Source organism: Nonomuraea sp. NPDC049750, from assembly GCF_040659625.1.
GTDB lineage: Bacteria > Actinomycetota > Actinomycetes > Streptosporangiales > Streptosporangiaceae > Nonomuraea.
Genome location: NZ_JBFANB010000015.1, coordinates 20,579 through 37,435 on the forward strand (window position 1 = coordinate 20,579; position 16,857 = coordinate 37,435).

Below are 16,857 nucleotides of genomic sequence, written 5' to 3' on the forward strand. Positions count from 1 at the left end.
CCCAGCGCGTGTCTCAATCAGGTCTGGACGGATCTCCAGGACTCCACAGTCGCTTCGGCGATGGCTTCGATGCCGCGTCCGTACGCCAGATGCCCATCGGACACGAAGCTGACACCCTTGACCGGCAAGCCGCAGAACGAAGCGCGGAAATGCCCGGGAGATCCGCCCTGCGGGAGCGGCGCGTACTCCTCCAGTGGCGCCATGTCGTAGCCCGAGCGCACCCCGTGCTTGTTCCGCGCTATCTGATGAGCCGCCACGCGAAGCAGCGCGTCAAGGCCCTTGTCCACGTACAACTGCAGCTGGCGGAACTGGCCGTCCAGGTACTTCTCATCGGCTCTGAAAGGATGCTGCAGGAGGTACGCGCACACCACGGGCGCGTGCCACCTGTACATCTGCGGATCGGCCTGCTCTTCAGCCAGAATCGCGTGGTAGTAGTCCACACACAAGCCCAGGGGGCCGGCACTCGCACCGCAGTCGCACTGGCGCATGCTGGAGCTGTCTGTCACGGTCCGCACCATAAGCGGTCGGCAACAGCCTTGTCGACGACATTTCGCCCGACAACCCTCACTCCACCCAACGCCGAAACCCGCCCTCAGAATTGATCACCTGCCCGGTGATCCAGGCGGCATCGTCCGAGGCGAGCCAACGGACCACCTTGGCGACCTCATCTGGTCTCCCCCACCGGCCCGAAGGCAGGGCATGACCGATCTGCCGGGCGAGCTCGGGACCGGCCCAGCCGGTGTCCACCGGCCCAGGGTTGACGGTGTTGACGGTGATGCCCCGATCAGCGAGCGCGTCGGAGAGGCTGGCCGTCATCTGATGGATCGCACCCTTGCTGATCGCATAGGGCAATTCCGTCGGCATAGGGGCCAGATGCTGACCGGAAGTGAACAAGATCACCCGACCCCCGGAGCGCTGATCATCGTGCTGAGCGGCGAATGCCTGGGTCAGCAACACGCTGGCCCGAGCGTTCACCGCCCACGCCAGGTCGAGCTCGGGCGCGGTCACCTCCTCCAGCGTCTGCTTGGAACTACGCGCATGGTTGGCGACCAGCACATCCACGTGCCCGAACCGGTCGACCGCCCGCTCGATCACCGCCGCGGGCGCCGCCGGGTCGGTGAAGTCGGCCTCCACATGCGCCAGATGGTCACCCACGCCACCCAGCGCCGCCAGCACGCCGGCCATCCCGGCCGGATCGCTGCCCCACGGCTGATCGGCATCGTGTGGGGTCCACGACTGCGCCACCACCTTCGCCCCGGCGCTCAGCAGTTCGCGCGTCAGGGCGAAGCCGATCCCCGCCCGGCGACTCACTCCGGTCACCACCGCGACCCTGCCTGCCAGAGGCCCCGGTGCGCTCATGTCGATTCCCATCTGGGAATCTTCGCAAATCAGCTCCTTTGATGCCCTCGCTCACGAGAAGGGAGCCCAGGTCGCACTGCTGACCTGGGCTTCCAGAGACCGGGCTAGATCGGCTTGAGTGCCCAGAAGTGGTTGGCGTTGTTGCCGGCCAGGACCTGCTGGTCCAGGGCGGACGACGTACCGGTCGTCATGTTGAGCACGCGTTGGCTGTGGACGTTGACGAGGACGTACGTGCCGTCAGCCGCACGCCGTACAGTCCACATCTGCGAGTTGCTCGCCGTGCAGGTCGACTGGACGATCTGCGTTCCGGCCGCGTCGATGGGCGTCTTCAGGTCCAGGCACAGACCGCTGTTGACGTTGACGAGGCGGGCGGGGAAGGTGTCCGAGGCGGCCTTGCGCAACGTCCACTGCTGGCGCGTGGCGCCGGAGTGCGCCTTGTGCGTGACCACCGCTCCGGAGGTCAGCGCGCCGTTGAGCACCTCGGCGTTCTCCCGGTTGTTGATGCCTGTCAGGTAGTACTTCGCGCCGTCCTGCGGGCCGAGGTCCGTGATCCGGTTGAACTTCCACCGCTGGTTGGTCGCTCCGGTGTAGGGCCGCTGCTCCAGCGGGGCGGGGTACGCGCCCGTGACCGTCAGGGCCAGACCGGACAGCCAGTTGATGATCGCGTAGCTGCCGTCCGCCTGTGGCAGGTACGCCCACCGCATGCCGTCCTGGCCGTTGCAGGCGTACTGCAGGACCTGGGTTCCCGAGGTGGTGCCGCTGTAGGCGCTGTCCACGCACATCCGACTGTTCGCGTTGATGAACTGCAGGCCGGTCTTGTAGCCCATGATCCACTTCTGGCTCGCCCCGTTGGTCCGGGCGCGCTGACTGAGCCTGACCAGTCCGGTCGTGGAGCCGTCGATCGGCTCGATGGCCCCTCCGGTGGACACACTGGTGATCGCGTACGTGAAGCCGACCGTGGGATGGCCTACGACGTCAGCGGCGGTGCCCTTGATGAGGAAGTCGCTGTCCGCGCTGTTCCAATGGGTGGCTAGATAGCTGTCCGCCTCCGGGCTGACGTTGAAGTAGTCGTCGCGGTTGCAGTCGGGAACCCGGTAGTCGTTCCACTCCACGCAGTCCCAAGACGGCGTACCGCCGTAGCACATGAGGTCGAACTGGTCCGTACAGTGCCCACTGTAGGAGTGCGGCGCGCTCGGCTGCACCGCGCCGAACGTGTGGCCCAGTTCGTGGGCGATGGCGTTGGCGCCGAAGCAGTTGGGTATCGCGTCGACCCGCGCGTAGGTGGTGCGATTGTTGTAGTTGGCGGCGTCGGGACGATCGTCGTTGTACCGCCCGCCCCGCCCGCATTCGACGGTCGCCTCGGTGAGCATGAGGTATTTGCGGTCCGCCTTGTCGTATCCCAGCGCCTTCACTGCGGTGATGCCGCTGTCGAAGGTGGCCAGCGAGTCGGCGGGCACCGTGACCTGGCGTACCGCGACCTGGCAACCCCCGGAGACCGCCTCCGTCACGTAGCGGATGTGCCGGCTCTGGCCGCCCTCCGCGGCGGCGTCGTTGTACGCGTCGTCAGCGTTGGCGAGCCACGCCTGGAACATAGGCATGAGCTGGGTGTAACGGTCGGGCATGCTGGACTCGCGGACGTACAGGACCTCGACGCGCTTGCCGCTCTCCCCGTCGCCGTCGCAGAGGACCTTGGCCGTCGCCGCCCCCGCCGCCGCGTCGGCCTGGTCCGCCGTGAGCCGGGCCCCGTTCGCCTGCGGGCCCGTCCGTAATCCGAGCCGCGCGCCGGGGAAGAGGTCAGATGGGGCGCTGCAGCTCAGCGGCTCCGACGACACCGCCGTCCCGGAACATGGATCGGGCGATTCCGCCGCCGCGGGAGGGGCATCGAGCCCGTGGGCGACGAGCACCCCCGCCGCGACATAGAGGACAAGGCGTTTGAGTAGCATTCGGCGACCCCCAGATCGTGAACATCGCTCACCTTGGCGATGAGGAAGATCAACGTACTGGGCCTGACCGGAATGGCCAATCCAGGCGTTCGCGCTTCTCCCAGGCCACGCGAGGGGCGTGGGGTGCGACCTCGGGGCCGGGGAAACGTCCAGAACTCTCAGTCAGAGGCTGCGGGCGGTGATGTCGCCGCTGGAGGTGGTGGCGTGGATGTCGAGCTCGGCGGTGCCGTCGTTCTTGAGGGTGTTGGCGATGCGGCCGTGGGTGGTGCCGGCGTCCAGGGAGGCCGAGACGCCGGCGGCGGCGCTGATCGAGATGTCGCCGGACTGGGTGCTGAGCACGACCTTGCCGCCGGTGGCCTCGGCGATCCGGATGTCACCCCGTGCGGTGCTGATCTCCGCGGCGCCGCCCAGCCGGCCGACCTCGACGTCGCCGTCGGTCGCGGTGAGACGCAGGCTCGCGGTCTCCTCCAGCTTGATCTGGTGGTACGCGCCTTCGAAGGCGACGTCGCCGAGACGGCCGACGGTCCGCAGTTCGGCGCTGCCCGTCTTCGCCTCGACGCGGGAACCGGCGGGCAGCTCGACCGTCACCTCAATGGCTCCGGTCGGGCCGAGGTACTGGTTCTTCACCGGAGTCTCGATCCGCAGGACGCCGTCGGCGTACTCGACCGTGGTCACCTCGGCGGCCTTGACGTCGCGGCCCTTGGAGGCGTTGGCGGGCAGGACCTTGACCGTGGTGTCGGCCCGGTCGGCGGCGATGAAGCGGACTCGTCCGGCGGGGATGTTCAGGACGGTGGTGATCGGGGCGAGGGTGTCGAACTTCTGCATTGTGTGCTCCTGTTGAATCTGAGTTCGGTGTGGCCCAGTTCGCAAGCGCTGGACCGTTCATGGGATTGAGCATCGCCGACCGTGCTGATACCGGGCCGTCGCCGTCCTGACGCGAGCACTGACACACCACCCGCACGCTCGACAGCTCGGCCCGAGGACATCCATGCGGGGTTTGGCGGCGGAGTTCGCGATAAGCCGCCACAGCGGGGACAGGGCGGACCCTATTCTGATCTTGGTAAGGCGTCCTTCCGACAGCCAGGAGAGATCACATGCTCGGCCGTTTCGTATCCAGCCTGGTGAGCGCACTGGTGCTCACCACCACCACAGCCACCGCCGCCTCAGCCGTCGCGCCCCCGCCTCAGCCGACCCGGGGCCCGTTACCTGGTGTAACGGAACGGACGGGAGATGGCCAGTTCGGCAAGGGTCAGGCCGCGGTCGTCGCCGACCTGAACGGCCGCCCTATCCAGCTCGCGTCCTACACCACCGTCGACATGCAAAACCACGGCGGCCCGTTCGCGCTGTGGGCATGGCAGCCGGACCGGCGGCGGTTCATCAAGAGCGACTACGCGGATTCCGCGGTCTCCCCCGACGGTCGCTGGACGGTCGGGCGACTGGAGTCGCGGGAAGAGCTGGGCAAGAGCCGCCTGCGAATCCTCGACCGGACCACCGGCAAGAGCCGGGACGTCGCGATCCAGCTCACCGACTACACCCCCGCCGAGAGCGATAACGGCGGCACCCAGTATCCCCAGATGCGCTGGCCCAGGTGGTCACCGGACGGCAAGAAGCTGCTGTTCACCGTCAGCCTGGCCCGCCAGGGCGACCGCTCGGCAGGAGTCCTGATCCTCGACGTGCCCGACCTCACGCCCCGCTTCATCAAGATCCACAAGGCGCTGGTCACCGTCGGCGGTTTCGAGTGGAACAACGACGGCACCCGCTTCCTGGTCAGGCACGGCAGGCTCGGCAGCACGACCGTCCGCCTGTACGACCTCCAGGGCAAGGCCACCAAGGAATACCAGGTACGAGGCCGGCCGGGCGGCGACGGACGCGGTGCCTTCTCCCCCTCCGGCAAGCGGTTCGTCACTGCCTGCCTGCCGCTGGAGAAGGCCGCCTGCGTGTGGGACGCCGCGACCGGCAAGGCCGTAACGAGACTTCCCATCGTCTCCAGCGGGCGGGCCACCACCCTCGGCTGGTACGACGAGAAGCACCTGCTCATCTCCACCATGGCCGGCGTCGGGATCGTCGACCTGAAGGGCCGGGTGACCGAGACGCTGCTCAAGCTCGGCAAGAAGTCCGAGATCTACCCGCACTTCAGCGCGTTGAAATGATCAGTCGGCATGCGGATGTGGTCCCGCGTTTCGCCACCGGCGCGGGCTGCCCTCTTATCAGGAGACGCGATCTATCAGGAGCCGGACCGCGCCGAGTCGCCTGATCGCTCTGTGGGCTGAGCGTTCAACTCGTTCCACTTGTGCAGCAACTGGGGGACCTCGCTCCGGAGAAACGCGAAAAACCGCCGAGTCTCGTCCATCCGGGCGCCCGCGGGCGTGTCCGTACCGAGCACCTCGGCTCCGTCGCGGGCGCCCTCCTCGAAGCGACGGAACACCTCGTCACTCGACGCCGCCGCCCTGTACCAGGCCGCCTGGTCGACGCGGTAATGATCACGGCGCTCACCGGGGTCCCGCTCGCGGGTCACCATCCCGACCCGCATCAGATATTTCACCGCGCCCGAGACCGCCGACGGGCCGACCTGCAGCACGTCGGCGAGTTCGCCGGCGGTGCGCCGGCCGTCGTCGGCGATGAGCAGCGCCGCGAGCACGCGTGCCGCCATGCGCGGGTAACCCGCGTTGGACATGATCACGGCGAACCGTTCGAGGAACCGCAGCGCGTCGGCCGTGCGCACGTCTCCGGTTCTCTCGGTCATGCCGGTCTCGTCGTCGGCTCTCTCGGTCATGCACACCCTTTGCGCGTCGGCTCTGATGGCCACAGGCTACAGACTAACTGGAGTTTCACGAATTTCGTGAAATTCATGTAATATCCGAAGTATGGCAAACATGATCTCCGCGTCCGGTCTGGTCAAGACCTTCGGCCGGACTCGGGCGCTCGACGGTCTGGACCTGACGGTCCGGGCCGGTGAGGTGCACGGATTCCTCGGGCCGAACGGGGCCGGGAAGTCCACGACCATCCGGATCCTGCTCGGCCTGCTGCGTCAGGACTCCGGGACCGCTCGGCTGCTGGACGGCGATCCGTGGCGAGACGCGACCGCCTTGCACCGCAGGCTGGCGTACGTACCCGGTGACGTGACCCTGTGGCCGACCCTGTCCGGCGGCGAGGCGATCGACCTGCTCGGCCGGATGCGCGGCCGGATCGACCCCCGGCGCCGGGCCGAACTGCTCGACCGCTTCGAGCTGGATCCACGCAAGAAGGGGCGGGCCTACTCCAAGGGCAACCGGCAGAAGGTGGCCCTGGTCGCGGCCCTGTCCTCGGATGCCGACCTGCTCATCCTGGACGAGCCCACCTCCGGCCTCGACCCGCTGATGGAGGCGGTCTTCCAGGAGAGCATCCAGGAAGAGCGGCGCAAGGGCCGTACGGTGCTGCTGTCCAGCCACATCCTCGCCGAGGTCGAGGCCCTGTGCGACAGGGTGAGCATCATCCGGCACGGCCGCACGGTGGAAACGGGCACGCTCACCGAACTGCGCCACCTCACCCGCACCTCGATCACGGCCGAGCTCACCGGACCCGTCCCCCGGCTCGCCGGATCGGCGGGCGTACACAGCCTGTGGACGCAGGGCAACCGGCTGCGCTGCCAGGTCGATGGCGACGCGCTGGACGCGCTACTGCGTGAGCTCGTGAAAGTAGGCGTGCGGAGCCTGGTCAGCCAGCCACCGACGCTGGAGGAGATGTTCCTGCGCCACTACGAAGACGATCTGTCCGGCGCGGGCTCGAACGGAAAGCACGCGGTGGCACAGCGATGAACACTCTCACCGGCACCGGCGGACTGATCCGGCTCATCCTGCGGCGCGACCGGGTGCGGTTACCGGTCTGGTACGGGCTCGTGGCGCTGCTCGTGATCGGCGTGGCCGGTTCGGTGGCCGCCGCGTTTCCCACGGAGGAGGCGCGCCAGGCGTTCCTCCACACGACCAACGGCGACCCGACACAGCTCATGATGATCGGCCCGATCTATGACTCGTCCGCCGCGGGGCTCGCCGCGTGGCGCGTACGCGGGCAGGCCGCCCTGCTGATCGCACTGGCGAGCCTGTTCCTGGTGATCCGCAGCACCCGCGGAGAGGAGGAAGCGGGCCGTAGCGAACTGCTGGGCTCGACCGTGGTCGGCAGGCACGCGGCACTGACGGCCGCGCTGACCGTGGCGTTCGCGGCGGGCCTGGTCACCGCCCTTGTTGTGGCACTGGGTCTCATGGGCCAGGGACTGCCCGCACAGGGCTCCCTGGTGATGGGGCTGTCGGTCGCCGCGGCCGGCTGGGTCTTCGCCGCGCTCGCGGGCCTGGCGGCCCAGCTGACCGAAAGCGCTCGTACCGCCGCCGGCCTCGCCGCCACCGCGATGGCCATCCTGTACGCGGTGCGCGCGGTCGCGGACCTCGAGCAGAGTTCCTGGGTGTCCTGGCTGTCGCCGTTCGGCTGGACCCAGCGCATGCGTCCCTTCGCCGGTGACCACTACTGGCCGCTGCTGCCGGTCATCGGCCTGACCCTGCTGCTGGTGGCCGGCGCGTACCGGATGTCCGCACGCCGGGACCTGGGGGCCGGCATCCTCCCCGCCCGGCTCGGTCCCGCCGAGGCGGCGCCGGGCCTGCGTACCTCGCTCGCCCTGGCCTGGCGGCTGCAGCGGGGCACGCTGCTCTCCTGGGCCGTCGCGTCCACCGCGTTCGGCGCCGGTCTGGGAGGCGCGGCGCGGAGCGCCGCCGAGCAACTGAACGCGAGCGAGGCTCTCAGGGGCCTGATCGAGCGGATGGGTGGCGGCGGCCGTCCCGCCGACGGCTTCTTCGCCTTCGTCATCTACCTGATGAGCCAGGTCATCACGGTCTACGCGATTCAGGCGATCCTGCGCTTGCGGGCGGAGGAGACCTCCGGCCACGCCGACGTCATCCTGACCGGCCCGATCGGCAGGCTGCGCTGGGCAGGCGGTCACCTGGCCGTCGTCGCGGCCGGGTCGGCGATCGTCCTGGCCGGGCTCGGTCTCGGGATGGGTCTGGTCTACGGGCTTTCCACGGGCGAGCCGGGTGGCGAGATCGCCCGGCTGTTGGGGGCGAGCCTGACACGGCTTCCTTCGGTCCTGGTGCTGGCCGCCATTCCGGTGCTGGTGTACGGCCTGCTGCCGCGGCTCGCCGCGGTCATCGCCTATGTCGCGCTCGGGCTGTGTTTCGTGCTCGAGTTCGCGGTGGAACTGCTGCACGCCGACCCGTCGATCTTGACGGTGTCACCGTTCGCACAGACCCCCGGGCTTCCGGTCGCCGAATTCACCGTGATGCCACTGATCCTGCTGACCGTCGTCGCCGCCTCGCTCACCGCCGTGGGGCTGGCCGCTTTCCAACGGCGTGACCTCGGATAGCGCGGATCTCAGAGCGTGCGAATGGCCCCCTCGGCAATGGCCCGAAGTTTGTCCGGGTTGGCGATGTTATGGATGGCGGTGATGCGCCCGTCGGCGTCGAAATCAAAGGTGACAGTGGCGATCACGCGTCCCAGACCGCTGAACACCATGCCCGGCCCGCCGTTGATCTCGACCAGTTCGGCGTTCATGTCGCCGGGCTCGACGCCCTGGTACGTGACCTTCCCGATGGCGCCGAACCAGGCGGCGACCGTCTGGGCGCCCACGACCGGAAGCAGGGCCTGCCGGACCTTGCCTCCCCCGTCGGTCCACAACGTGACGTCCGGAGACAGCAGTTCCATGAGGGTGTTGATGTCGCCTCCGGTCGCGGCGGCGAGAAACCGCTCCGTGACGTCGCGCTGCCGCGACCGGTCGGCGGTGAAGCGCGGCCGCCGGGCCCGTACGTGCTCGCGAGCGCGGTGCGCGGCCTGGCGTACCGCCGTCTCGGAACGCTCCACCGCCTGCGCGATCTCGGCATGACTGAAGTCGAAGACCTCCTTCAGTACGAACACCGCGCGCTCCAGCGGACTCAGGGTTTCCAGCACCACCAGCATCGCCGTCGACACCGAATCGGCGTTCGTGATGTCGTCGGCGGTGTCGCCGCTGGTGAGGATCGGCTCGGGCAGCCACGGCCCCACATAGGTCTCGCGCTGGTACCGGGTCGAGCGCAGCCGTTGCAGAGCCAGATTCGACACGATCCGCGCCAGATAGGCCTTGGGGTCGGCCACCTGCGAACGGTCGTCGGCCGACCACTTGATCCACGCGTCCTGTACCGCGTCCTCGGCGTCGGCCACGGTGCCGAGAACGCGATAGGCCACCGAGAACAGCAGATTGCGGTGCTCGTTGAACACCTGCTGGTCGCGGTCCCGGTACGGGCGGGTCATCGCACGCCTCGGACGCGGGTGAAACGGCCGCCACGGGGCCAGAACGCGCCTGAGGCCGGCATCTTCTTCATACGGCCGTACGTCGGCCAGGGCGAAGCGGTCACCGCCTCCTTATACCGTGCCGCCATGCGGCCGGTCAGATGCACCCGTCGGGGGCTGTCGTCGGGGTGGGTGAACTGGACGACCGCATCGTGCCGTCCCAGGCTCACCGGAGTGTGGTAGTAGCCGAAGCGGAACGGCTTGATCCGCTTGCCGTCCAACGCACGGACGATCGACACCGCGGCGTACACACCGGTCGGCATGCCGCCCTGGCAGGTGCCATGCATGACGCCGTAGCCCTGGCGGATCGCGGCCGCGTCGCCCACGGCGTACACATCCGGGTGCGACACCGACCGTAGCGTCGCGTCGGTGACGATACGCCCGCGCTCGTCGACGGTCAGACCGGCGGCGGCCGCCAGCGGCGACACCCGCGTACCACTCGTCCACAGGACGACATCGGCGGCGACACTCTCCCCGCCCGCCAGTTCAACGGAGTCGGGCAGTACCTTCGTCACCTCGATCCCGCTGCGCACCTGGACACCCAGGCGCGTGAGCGCGGACCGCAGATAGGCCTGCGGCTTGGGGCTCATGGCCGCGCCGGGCTCCTGCCGGCCCAGCAGCACGACGTTCAGCTCGGGGTGCCGCTCAGCGATCTCCGCGGCCGACTCGACACCGGTCAAGCCACTGCCGCCGACCACGACCGTACCGCGACCGAGCCGAGCCAGCCGCTCGGCCAGCACCTCAGCGTCGTGGGCGCTGTTGAGGGTGTACGCGTACTCCTCCACACCCGGCACCGTCACCGTGTCGGCCACACTCCCCAGCCCGTACACCAGCGTGTCGTAGCGCAGCACCCGGTCGTCGTCGATCCGCACGACCTTGGCATCTGCCTCGATCGCCGTCACCCAGCCGCGCACGAACCGCGCGCCCGTGCCCTCCAGCAGCTCCGGGATGTTCATCTCGGCGACCTGCTGCCCGGTCGCCGCGATGTGCAGCCGCAACCGCTCGGTGAACCGCTCCTGCGGATTCACCAGGGTCACCTGTACGTCTTCGCGGCCCTTGGTCCGAGCGGCCAGCTGGATCGCCGCGGCCATGCCCGCGTACCCCGCCCCCAGAATCAGAACGCGGCGCGGAGCTGCCATGCCGGTTTCGTGGCGCTTGGTCATTTTTGTACCTTTCGCTTGTACGGACAACCACGGGATGCAAGCAGCCCGCCGATCCGTGACATGCGATCGGTGTGACACGCGCCACAGACGCTCACTTCGAAAGGCAACCCATCCGGTGCGCCGCGTTCTAGAGCCGGGCCGTACAGCCGCGGCACTTGGGAGGCGCCACCGGCCGCACATCGCTCCAGCCCGCCTTCCTGATGATCTCGGCTGACCACGCAACGCCCTCGGGACTCAGCCCCTGTATCCCGAGCAACTGTCCAGTCCTGGGGTCGATCACCAGCTGACCTCCCTGGTACTGGAGAGCCAGCCCGTCGAGCCCGAACGTGCCGGGAACGTCGTCGACCACCTTGACGCCCGGCGCCTTCGCCAGGAGAAGGTAGGCGGCAGCCCTGGTGCCGGGCGTCGCCGGTGAGTTGATGAGCCGCCTGACGGCTTCCGCGAGCCATGGCTCGCGCTCAGCGACCACCTGAGGATCGTAACTCTCCAACAGCCGCGCCCTGAGCGCCGCCGGCTCCTTGGGGAGGTCCCGCAGCTCCGTCAGCGACGGCTTCAACCCATCGGCGAGCTCCAGGCTCTGCTTCAGGTCCGCCGAGCCGTATGCGGGCATGTTCTTGTCGCACCCGCGCGCGGGGCACAACTTGGGCGAGCCGTCCCGTCGCCACGCCTTCAGGCCCTCGGCCGTGTACGGCTTCGACGACATCGGCTCGCGCCAGCCGTAGACCTCGCGGCTGGGCCCGAAGGCGAGCACCTCCATGGCCCGCATCTCCACCTTCATGGCCCGTACTCCGACCTTCGTGTCGTACTCGTCCTTCGTCCGCATGACATCCTCGGTGTCACGTCGCCAGAAACGACCCTTCGCCTCCGGCGTCGCCGCCAGCCTGGCGGCCGCGGCTTCCAGCTTCCGCATAGGCGTGACCGCGACGGGCTCCACCGCAGGTCGAGGTACGAGAACCGTCACAGCTCCGACCACGAGCGCGACGGCCGCCGCCACGAGCGCCATGCTCGTCCACGATCTCCTGCCCACCCGCGCCCCGGACACAGGAGGAGTCGGTGCGGCTGCGAATACCCGCGCCCGCGCCGCCGCCAGTTGGCCGGCCGACGGGGTCGGCGTGTCGGGCATCAGCGAGTCGATGACCTGGAACTCGTTCATTCCAACCCCTCACGAAGCTTGGTCCTGGCCCTGCTCAACCGGGACGCGACCGTCCCCGGGGCGATTCCGAGAGCCGCCGCCACCTCGTCGTACCTCAGCCCGGCGTACGCGATGAGCAGCACCACGTCGCGCTCACCCTGTGACAGTCGCGCCAGCGCCCCCGCCAGCCGGTCGACTGTGACCTTCGCGGTGAGCCAGTCCACGATCCGCTGATCGTGCCCTTCGTCGTCAGGTGGCGGCCCCGTCCGGGCTATGGCACGGTACCTCCGCACCTCGGCACGCCGATGCCGGCCGATGAGGTTGGTGGCGATGCCGTACAGCCACGGCCTGACCTCGCCTACGGCCGAGTCGAAGCGGTCGCGCTGTCTGAAGGCGATGAGGAACGTCTCCGCCGCCAGGTCTTCGGCTACGTCGAGGGCGAGCCTGCGGCCGATGTAGCGCCAGATCTCCTCGTAATGGGCTTCGAAGATGGCCTCGAAGACGCCAGGAGCAGTGATCACACCCTTGCTTGCCCGCAAGCGTGCGATTCTTCCAGAAAATTTTGAGCAGCCGCCCCAGAGGGATGGCCTCCCGGAAACACAAGGCGGCGGATCTGGAGGGACGGCTCACCCGGCGAGACGGTTGTCGCCGTAACTGCTAGCGAACCCACCCCGGCGGTAGATCGTTCGGCGCTCGAGTCCACCACCATCGGGTCTCGTTCCCCTCTGCGAGGGGCCGCCAGTACCGTGCGAGCTGAGCGCCGCCGTCCTCGTGCGTCACGGCGCGATAGCGCTCGTCGAGGCGATCCAGCGTGCGGGTGAGCTTCGTATGAGCCGTTCCTTGCAGAGCCTCGCAATACTCTTCCAGACCATCCCGGACAGTCAGGTCATTGAGGTACGTGTAGCCAAAGTCCTGGCCTGGCCCCCTCTCCTCCATGTCGTTGATCAAGTCCTCCCATATCGAGAAAGAGGAGAGAACGCCATAGATTGGATCCTTTGCCTGCGCCGCCTGTTCGGGCGTCCGGCCCTCTTTCTCCACGGCGAGGCGCTGAAGATCGAGGACCCTGATCATCTGACGTTCGTCGGGAGTGAGGCTTCCGGCCAGAGCCTCCGTCTCACTGCCACGCCGCGTAAGGCGAATCATTACTCCCCATCGCTGATTGTCAGACCGAGGGGGCAGGTCACGCCCGTCCCGCCGATCCCGCAGTAACCGTTTGCCGCAACATCCAACGCGTCACTCATATTGGATTGACCCCAGTTAGGTGCGCCGCGGACCGATCACCATTCTCCTGGCAGGCGGGATCGCGACCGCATGATCAGGTCGATGGCGTGACGCAAGGAAGCCACAGCCTCCTCCTCTGACCGGCCCAGCCTGTGGCTGGCGAGCCCGGTCGCCTCGGCTCCCATCAGCGCGCCCACCGCGGCCGCGCGGCCAGCATGATCCCGCGCAGGAACCGCTCGATCCGCAGGTCGGACAGCTGCCGGTCGTCCGAGGCGATCAGCACGCCGAGGAGGTGTCACCCCCGTAGGTGAGCAAGAAGCTCGGCTCCAACGGGATATGAGCGTTCCTGGGGCAGCAGCCGGGCGGCGGAGTCCAGGTCACCGCCGCTGACGAGGGCGTGTATCTCGTGGGCGAGCGGGGTCATGTCGCGGATGGCGACCGTCCATTCGTCGGCGTAGCGTCGTACGGCCTCACCGGAGAGGCCGAGTTGCAGGGATCGGTAGGGCAGCGGCTGCGAACGCAGGCCCCGCTCGGGGTCCCACTGCACGCGGGCGGGGGCGCGCTTCAACTGAAGCTGCCAGGTTTCGCGGTCGGGGTGTACGTCGCGCGCGTAGGTCGACAGGCACGCGTGCCGCAGCGCCCATTCGAAGCCGTCACGGTTGATCTCGACGGCGAGAACGGTCTCCTGTCCTGCCTTGGCGCCCCAGCCGCACCGGTACATCATCCACAGGAACGACGGCTTGATCCACGTCATCCTGTTCCGTTTCCACGCGGCAGGGAAACGGCCGTCGCGGATGGCGGGCAGGCCGATTTCCGGGTCGTACGCCTGGTAGACGGTGATCGTTGAGTCCGAATAGGCGGCACGGATTTCGCGTTGCGGTTGTTCCATGGTGTACAGCGTGAGGGCGGTCGGCTCAGGCGGCCAGCGAATTTTCGAACGGCCGTTCACTCTGGCGGAGAGCGTCGGCCGCGGCACCGTGCGGATCGCCGGTGGCTTGCGGGCACGGAATCGCTTGGAACCCTCGCGTGTTGAGAAGAGCGGGCAGGCATGGGATGCCGGTGGTGCCCGAGCGACCGAGCTGAGAGATCTTGGAGGGGGTCGTCATGGCTACACAGACGCAGAGGGCCGTGCTGGCGGGCGGATGCTTCTGGGGGATGGAGGAGCTGATCCGCCGCCTTCCGGGTGTGACGGCGACCCGGGTCGGATACACCGGGGGTGACGTGCCGAACGCGACGTACCGTAACCACGGGACGCACGCGGAGGCCATCGAGATCCTTTTCGACCCCGAGACGACCGATTACCGGGCGATCCTGGAGTTCTTCTTCCAGATCCACGACCCGAGCACCAAGAATCGCCAGGGCAACGACATCGGTCTCAGCTACCGTTCGGCGATCTACTACGTGGACGACGAGCAGAAGCGGATCGCCGAGGACACGATCGCCGATGTGGACGCCTCCGGACTCTGGCCGGGCAAGGTCGTCACCGAGGTGGAGCCGGTCGGCCCCTTCTGGGAGGCCGAGCCCGAGCACCAGGACTACCTGCAGCATTACCCGAACGGCTACACCTGCCACTTCCCGCGTCCGGGATGGCGGCTGCCCGCCCGCACGGAGGGCTGACCCCGTTCAGCCGTCGGTCGTGGTCGTCCACAGCGGACCGCTGTGGACTCGCGTCAACTCCGCGTCCGCCGAGCAGCTCTCCCTGCCTGCCCGCACCGTGACAAGCCCCGCCATCTTTTAGCAGTCCTACATATTTCCATACAGCAATACGCATTTGTGTTTAAAGGTGGTAATGCCCGAAACTGGACTACATGCCTGACCTGAGGCGCGGTGTGCTGTTCGGGGCTGCCGCCTACACGATGTGGGGTTTGTTCCCCCTGTACTGGCCGCTGCTCAAGCCGTCAGGAGCCATTGAGATCCTCGCGCACCGCATGGCCTGGTCACTGGTCGCGGTCCTGGTGGTGCTGGCCGTGCGGCGCCACTGGTCCTGGATGCGGGCGCTGCTCAAAGAGCCCAGGAAGCTCGCCCTGCTGACGCTGGCCGCCATGATCGTCACCGTCAACTGGGGCGTGTACATCTATGCCGTCAACGCTAACCAGGTGGTCGAGAGTGCCCTGGGATACTTCATCAACCCGCTGATCAGCGTGCTGTTCGGGGTTGTGCTGCTCAAGGAGCGGCTCAGGCCGCTGCAGTGGGTGGCTGTCGGGTTCGGGACGCTCGCCGTGCTCGTGCTGACCATCGACTACGGCCGGCCGCCGTGGATCGCGCTCGCGCTGGCCGTCAGCTTCGGTCTGTACGGGCTGGTCAAGAAGCAGGCGAACGTGGGCGCGGCCGAGAGCCTCACCGTCGAGACCCTGGTACTGCTCACCCCCGCGCTGGGCTACATCCTCTATCTCAGCCTGACCGGGCAGTCCACGTTCGGAACCGAGGGGCTCGGCCACGCGGCGCTCCTGGTCGGGGCGGGGGTGATCACGGCGGTGCCGCTGCTGTGCTTCACCGCCGCCGCCATCCGGGTGCCGCTCAGCACCATCGGCCTGCTTCAGTACATCGCGCCGGTCCTGCAGTTCCTGTGCGGGGTGCTGGTCGCCAAGGAGACGATGCCGGCCAGCCGCTGGATCGGGTTCTCGATCGTGTGGCTGGCCCTGGCCGTCTTCACCTACGACAGCATCCGTACGGCCCGCGCTACCCGGGCCGCGATCCGGAGATCACCCAGAACGCTCGACAACGTAGTCACATAGCGCCAAAAATGCGTTCTTGGCGGGGATGTCTGGGAGGCTGGAAAGGTCGGTACGAGCCCGGTTCACCCAGGCATCCAGCTCGGCCCGCGCCTGTCCCATGGCCGGGTGCGCCCGCAGCAGCGTCAGCGCCTCGTCCAGGTCCGACTCGGCCACCGGCCCCGACAGCAGCTCCGCCAGCCGCGAGGACGGGTCCGAGGCCAGAGCGTAGAGGACCGGCAGCGTCCGGACACCCTCCCGCAGATCGGTCCCCGGTGTCTTGCCCGACTCCGTCGAGGTGGACGCCACGTCGAGCAGGTCGTCCCCCAGCTGCCAGGCCACCCCGACCGCCTCGCACGCCCGGCTGAGCCGCTCCTCGACGTCGGACGGCGCCCCGGACAGCAGCGCCCCGAACCGGCCGGAGGCCGCGATCAGGGACCCGGTCTTGTCCGCCAGAACACTGATGTAGTGCGCCACCGGGTCCTCTTCGCCGCGCGGCCCGATGGTCTCGCGGATCTGGCCCTGGACGAGGCGGGAGAAGGTCTGCGCCTGTACGCGGATGAGCTCAGGCCCGAGGTCGGCCAGGAGGTCGGACGCCTGGGCGAACAGGTAGTCGCCGGTGAGGATGGCCACGGTGTTGTCCCACCGGGCGTTGGCCGACGGCGAGCCCCGGCGTACCGGAGCCTCGTCCATGACGTCGTCGTGGTAGAGCGACCCGAGATGGGTCAGCTCGATGACCACGGCGCCGGGCACGACACCCGGCGCCGACGGATCCCCGAACTGGGCCGCCAGCAGCACCATCAGCGTACGGAAGCGCTTGCCCCCGGCCTCGATGAGGTGCTTGGACGCCTCCGTGACGAAGGCGTCCTCGCTCTCCACCGACGAACGCAGCAGCTTCTCGACAGCGGCCAGTCCGTTGGCCACGTCCTGCGCCAACCGTTCGTCCTCAATGGGAAGGTCAACCACGGGAGGCGCGGACATACAGA

General features: G+C 68.2%; 17 protein-coding genes. 5 read left to right on the plus strand and 12 right to left on the minus strand.

The annotated features are described in order from the left end of the window. Positions 1-17: 17 nt before the first annotated feature. From AB0J16_RS32840 to AB0J16_RS32855, 4 genes are all read right to left on the minus strand, one after another. Positions 18-506, minus strand: coding sequence for a DUF5946 family protein (locus AB0J16_RS32840; RefSeq protein WP_358546479.1), 489 nt, complete (start codon positions 504-506; stop codon positions 18-20). Between the two features lie 58 nt (positions 507-564). Further along, entirely contained in the window at positions 565-1,371 is an 807-nt protein-coding gene (locus AB0J16_RS32845) for an SDR family oxidoreductase (protein WP_358546482.1), read from the minus strand. A gap of 92 nt (positions 1,372-1,463) precedes the next feature. Then, positions 1,464-3,302: an RICIN domain-containing protein gene (locus AB0J16_RS32850; RefSeq protein WP_358546485.1), complete on the minus strand. Its 1,839-nt coding sequence runs from the start codon at positions 3,300-3,302 to the stop codon at positions 1,464-1,466. 162 nt (positions 3,303-3,464) lie between these two features. Further along, a complete protein-coding gene (locus tag AB0J16_RS32855) occupies positions 3,465-4,127 on the minus strand; it encodes a DUF4097 family beta strand repeat-containing protein (RefSeq protein WP_358546488.1) in 663 nt (220 codons plus the stop codon). A gap of 269 nt (positions 4,128-4,396) precedes the next feature. On the opposite strand from AB0J16_RS32855, the gene AB0J16_RS32860 reads away from it, so the two are divergent. Further along, positions 4,397-5,452, plus strand: coding sequence for a hypothetical protein (locus AB0J16_RS32860; protein WP_358546491.1), 1,056 nt, complete (start codon positions 4,397-4,399; stop codon positions 5,450-5,452). A gap of 74 nt (positions 5,453-5,526) precedes the next feature. Here AB0J16_RS32860 and AB0J16_RS32865 read toward each other — a convergent pair whose 3' ends face one another. Next, on the minus strand, positions 5,527-6,075 hold the full coding sequence (locus tag AB0J16_RS32865; protein ID WP_358546494.1) for a MarR family transcriptional regulator: 549 nt from the start codon (positions 6,073-6,075) through the stop codon (positions 5,527-5,529). A gap of 91 nt (positions 6,076-6,166) precedes the next feature. On the opposite strand from AB0J16_RS32865, the gene AB0J16_RS32870 reads away from it, so the two are divergent. Beyond that, positions 6,167-7,096: an ABC transporter ATP-binding protein gene (locus AB0J16_RS32870; RefSeq protein ID WP_358546497.1), complete on the plus strand. Its 930-nt coding sequence runs from the start codon at positions 6,167-6,169 to the stop codon at positions 7,094-7,096. Beyond that, positions 7,093-8,685 (plus strand): hypothetical protein, encoded by a 1,593-nt coding sequence (locus tag AB0J16_RS32875; RefSeq protein ID WP_358546500.1) that lies wholly within the window; start codon positions 7,093-7,095, stop codon positions 8,683-8,685. The genes AB0J16_RS32870 and AB0J16_RS32875 overlap by 4 nt, the downstream gene beginning before the upstream one ends. A gap of 8 nt (positions 8,686-8,693) precedes the next feature. On the opposite strand, the gene AB0J16_RS32880 is transcribed toward AB0J16_RS32875, so the two are convergent. The 6 genes from AB0J16_RS32880 to AB0J16_RS32905 all read right to left on the minus strand — a co-directional run bounded on the left by AB0J16_RS32880 (position 8,694) and on the right by AB0J16_RS32905 (position 14,049). Further along, complete coding sequence (locus AB0J16_RS32880) at positions 8,694-9,605, minus strand: RNA polymerase sigma-70 factor (RefSeq protein ID WP_358546503.1); 912 nt, start codon at positions 9,603-9,605, stop codon at positions 8,694-8,696. Further along, positions 9,602-10,807 carry an FAD-dependent oxidoreductase gene (locus tag AB0J16_RS32885; protein ID WP_358546506.1) on the minus strand — a complete coding sequence of 402 codons (1,206 nt, stop codon included), beginning with the start codon at positions 10,805-10,807 and terminating at the stop codon, positions 9,602-9,604. Before AB0J16_RS32885 ends, AB0J16_RS32880 begins: the two co-directional genes overlap by 4 nt. A 127-nt stretch (positions 10,808-10,934) precedes the next feature. Beyond that, positions 10,935-11,960, minus strand: coding sequence for a hypothetical protein (locus AB0J16_RS32890; protein ID WP_358546508.1), 1,026 nt, complete (start codon positions 11,958-11,960; stop codon positions 10,935-10,937). After that, positions 11,957-12,478: an RNA polymerase sigma factor gene (locus tag AB0J16_RS32895; protein ID WP_358546511.1), complete on the minus strand. Its 522-nt coding sequence runs from the start codon at positions 12,476-12,478 to the stop codon at positions 11,957-11,959. Before AB0J16_RS32895 ends, AB0J16_RS32890 begins: the two co-directional genes overlap by 4 nt. Before the next feature lie 118 nt (positions 12,479-12,596). Further along, positions 12,597-13,010 (minus strand): hypothetical protein, encoded by a 414-nt coding sequence (locus AB0J16_RS32900; protein ID WP_358546514.1) that lies wholly within the window; start codon positions 13,008-13,010, stop codon positions 12,597-12,599. Between the two features lie 445 nt (positions 13,011-13,455). Then, a complete protein-coding gene (locus AB0J16_RS32905; protein WP_358546517.1) occupies positions 13,456-14,049 on the minus strand; it encodes a DUF4291 domain-containing protein in 594 nt (197 codons plus the stop codon). A gap of 215 nt (positions 14,050-14,264) precedes the next feature. Between AB0J16_RS32905 and msrA the strand changes: the two genes are divergently transcribed. Together msrA and rarD are read left to right on the plus strand one after the other, a co-directional pair. Beyond that, a complete protein-coding gene (gene msrA / locus AB0J16_RS32910) occupies positions 14,265-14,777 on the plus strand; it encodes a peptide-methionine (S)-S-oxide reductase MsrA (RefSeq protein WP_357954715.1) in 513 nt (170 codons plus the stop codon). Positions 14,778-14,968: 191 nt separating this feature from the next. Next, positions 14,969-15,895, plus strand: a complete 927-nt coding sequence (gene rarD, locus AB0J16_RS32915; protein WP_358546519.1) for an EamA family transporter RarD — start codon at positions 14,969-14,971, stop codon at positions 15,893-15,895. Here rarD and AB0J16_RS32920 read toward each other — a convergent pair. Further along, positions 15,863-16,852 carry a polyprenyl synthetase family protein gene (locus AB0J16_RS32920; protein ID WP_358546521.1) on the minus strand — a complete coding sequence of 330 codons (990 nt, stop codon included), beginning with the start codon at positions 16,850-16,852 and terminating at the stop codon, positions 15,863-15,865. The two genes, rarD and AB0J16_RS32920, sit on opposite strands and share 33 nt — an antisense overlap. Between the last annotated feature and the right edge of the window lie 5 nt (positions 16,853-16,857).

What these genes read in the sequence shown, in the direction of transcription:
- AB0J16_RS32845 (WP_358546482.1), bottom strand. Translation starts at nt 1,371, where the DNA reads ATGGGAATCGACATGAGCGCACCGGGGCCTCTGGCAGGCAGGGTCGCG.
- rarD (WP_358546519.1), top strand. Translation starts at nt 14,969, where the DNA reads ATGCCTGACCTGAGGCGCGGTGTGCTGTTCGGGGCTGCCGCCTACACG.
- AB0J16_RS32900 (WP_358546514.1), bottom strand. Translation starts at nt 13,010, where the DNA reads ATGATCAGGGTCCTCGATCTTCAGCGCCTCGCCGTGGAGAAAGAGGGC.
- AB0J16_RS32885 (WP_358546506.1), bottom strand. Translation starts at nt 10,807, where the DNA reads ATGACCAAGCGCCACGAAACCGGCATGGCAGCTCCGCGCCGCGTTCTG.
- msrA (WP_357954715.1), top strand. Translation starts at nt 14,265, where the DNA reads ATGGCTACACAGACGCAGAGGGCCGTGCTGGCGGGCGGATGCTTCTGG.
- AB0J16_RS32875 (WP_358546500.1), top strand. Translation starts at nt 7,093, where the DNA reads ATGAACACTCTCACCGGCACCGGCGGACTGATCCGGCTCATCCTGCGG.
- AB0J16_RS32860 (WP_358546491.1), top strand. Translation starts at nt 4,397, where the DNA reads ATGCTCGGCCGTTTCGTATCCAGCCTGGTGAGCGCACTGGTGCTCACC.
- AB0J16_RS32865 (WP_358546494.1), bottom strand. Translation starts at nt 6,075, where the DNA reads ATGACCGAGAGAGCCGACGACGAGACCGGCATGACCGAGAGAACCGGA.
- AB0J16_RS32870 (WP_358546497.1), top strand. Translation starts at nt 6,167, where the DNA reads ATGGCAAACATGATCTCCGCGTCCGGTCTGGTCAAGACCTTCGGCCGG.
- AB0J16_RS32920 (WP_358546521.1), bottom strand. Translation starts at nt 16,852, where the DNA reads ATGTCCGCGCCTCCCGTGGTTGACCTTCCCATTGAGGACGAACGGTTG.
- AB0J16_RS32855 (WP_358546488.1), bottom strand. Translation starts at nt 4,127, where the DNA reads ATGCAGAAGTTCGACACCCTCGCCCCGATCACCACCGTCCTGAACATC.
- AB0J16_RS32880 (WP_358546503.1), bottom strand. Translation starts at nt 9,605, where the DNA reads ATGACCCGCCCGTACCGGGACCGCGACCAGCAGGTGTTCAACGAGCAC.
- AB0J16_RS32905 (WP_358546517.1), bottom strand. Translation starts at nt 14,049, where the DNA reads ATGGAACAACCGCAACGCGAAATCCGTGCCGCCTATTCGGACTCAACG.
- AB0J16_RS32890 (WP_358546508.1), bottom strand. Translation starts at nt 11,960, where the DNA reads ATGAACGAGTTCCAGGTCATCGACTCGCTGATGCCCGACACGCCGACC.
- AB0J16_RS32850 (WP_358546485.1), bottom strand. Translation starts at nt 3,302, where the DNA reads ATGCTACTCAAACGCCTTGTCCTCTATGTCGCGGCGGGGGTGCTCGTC.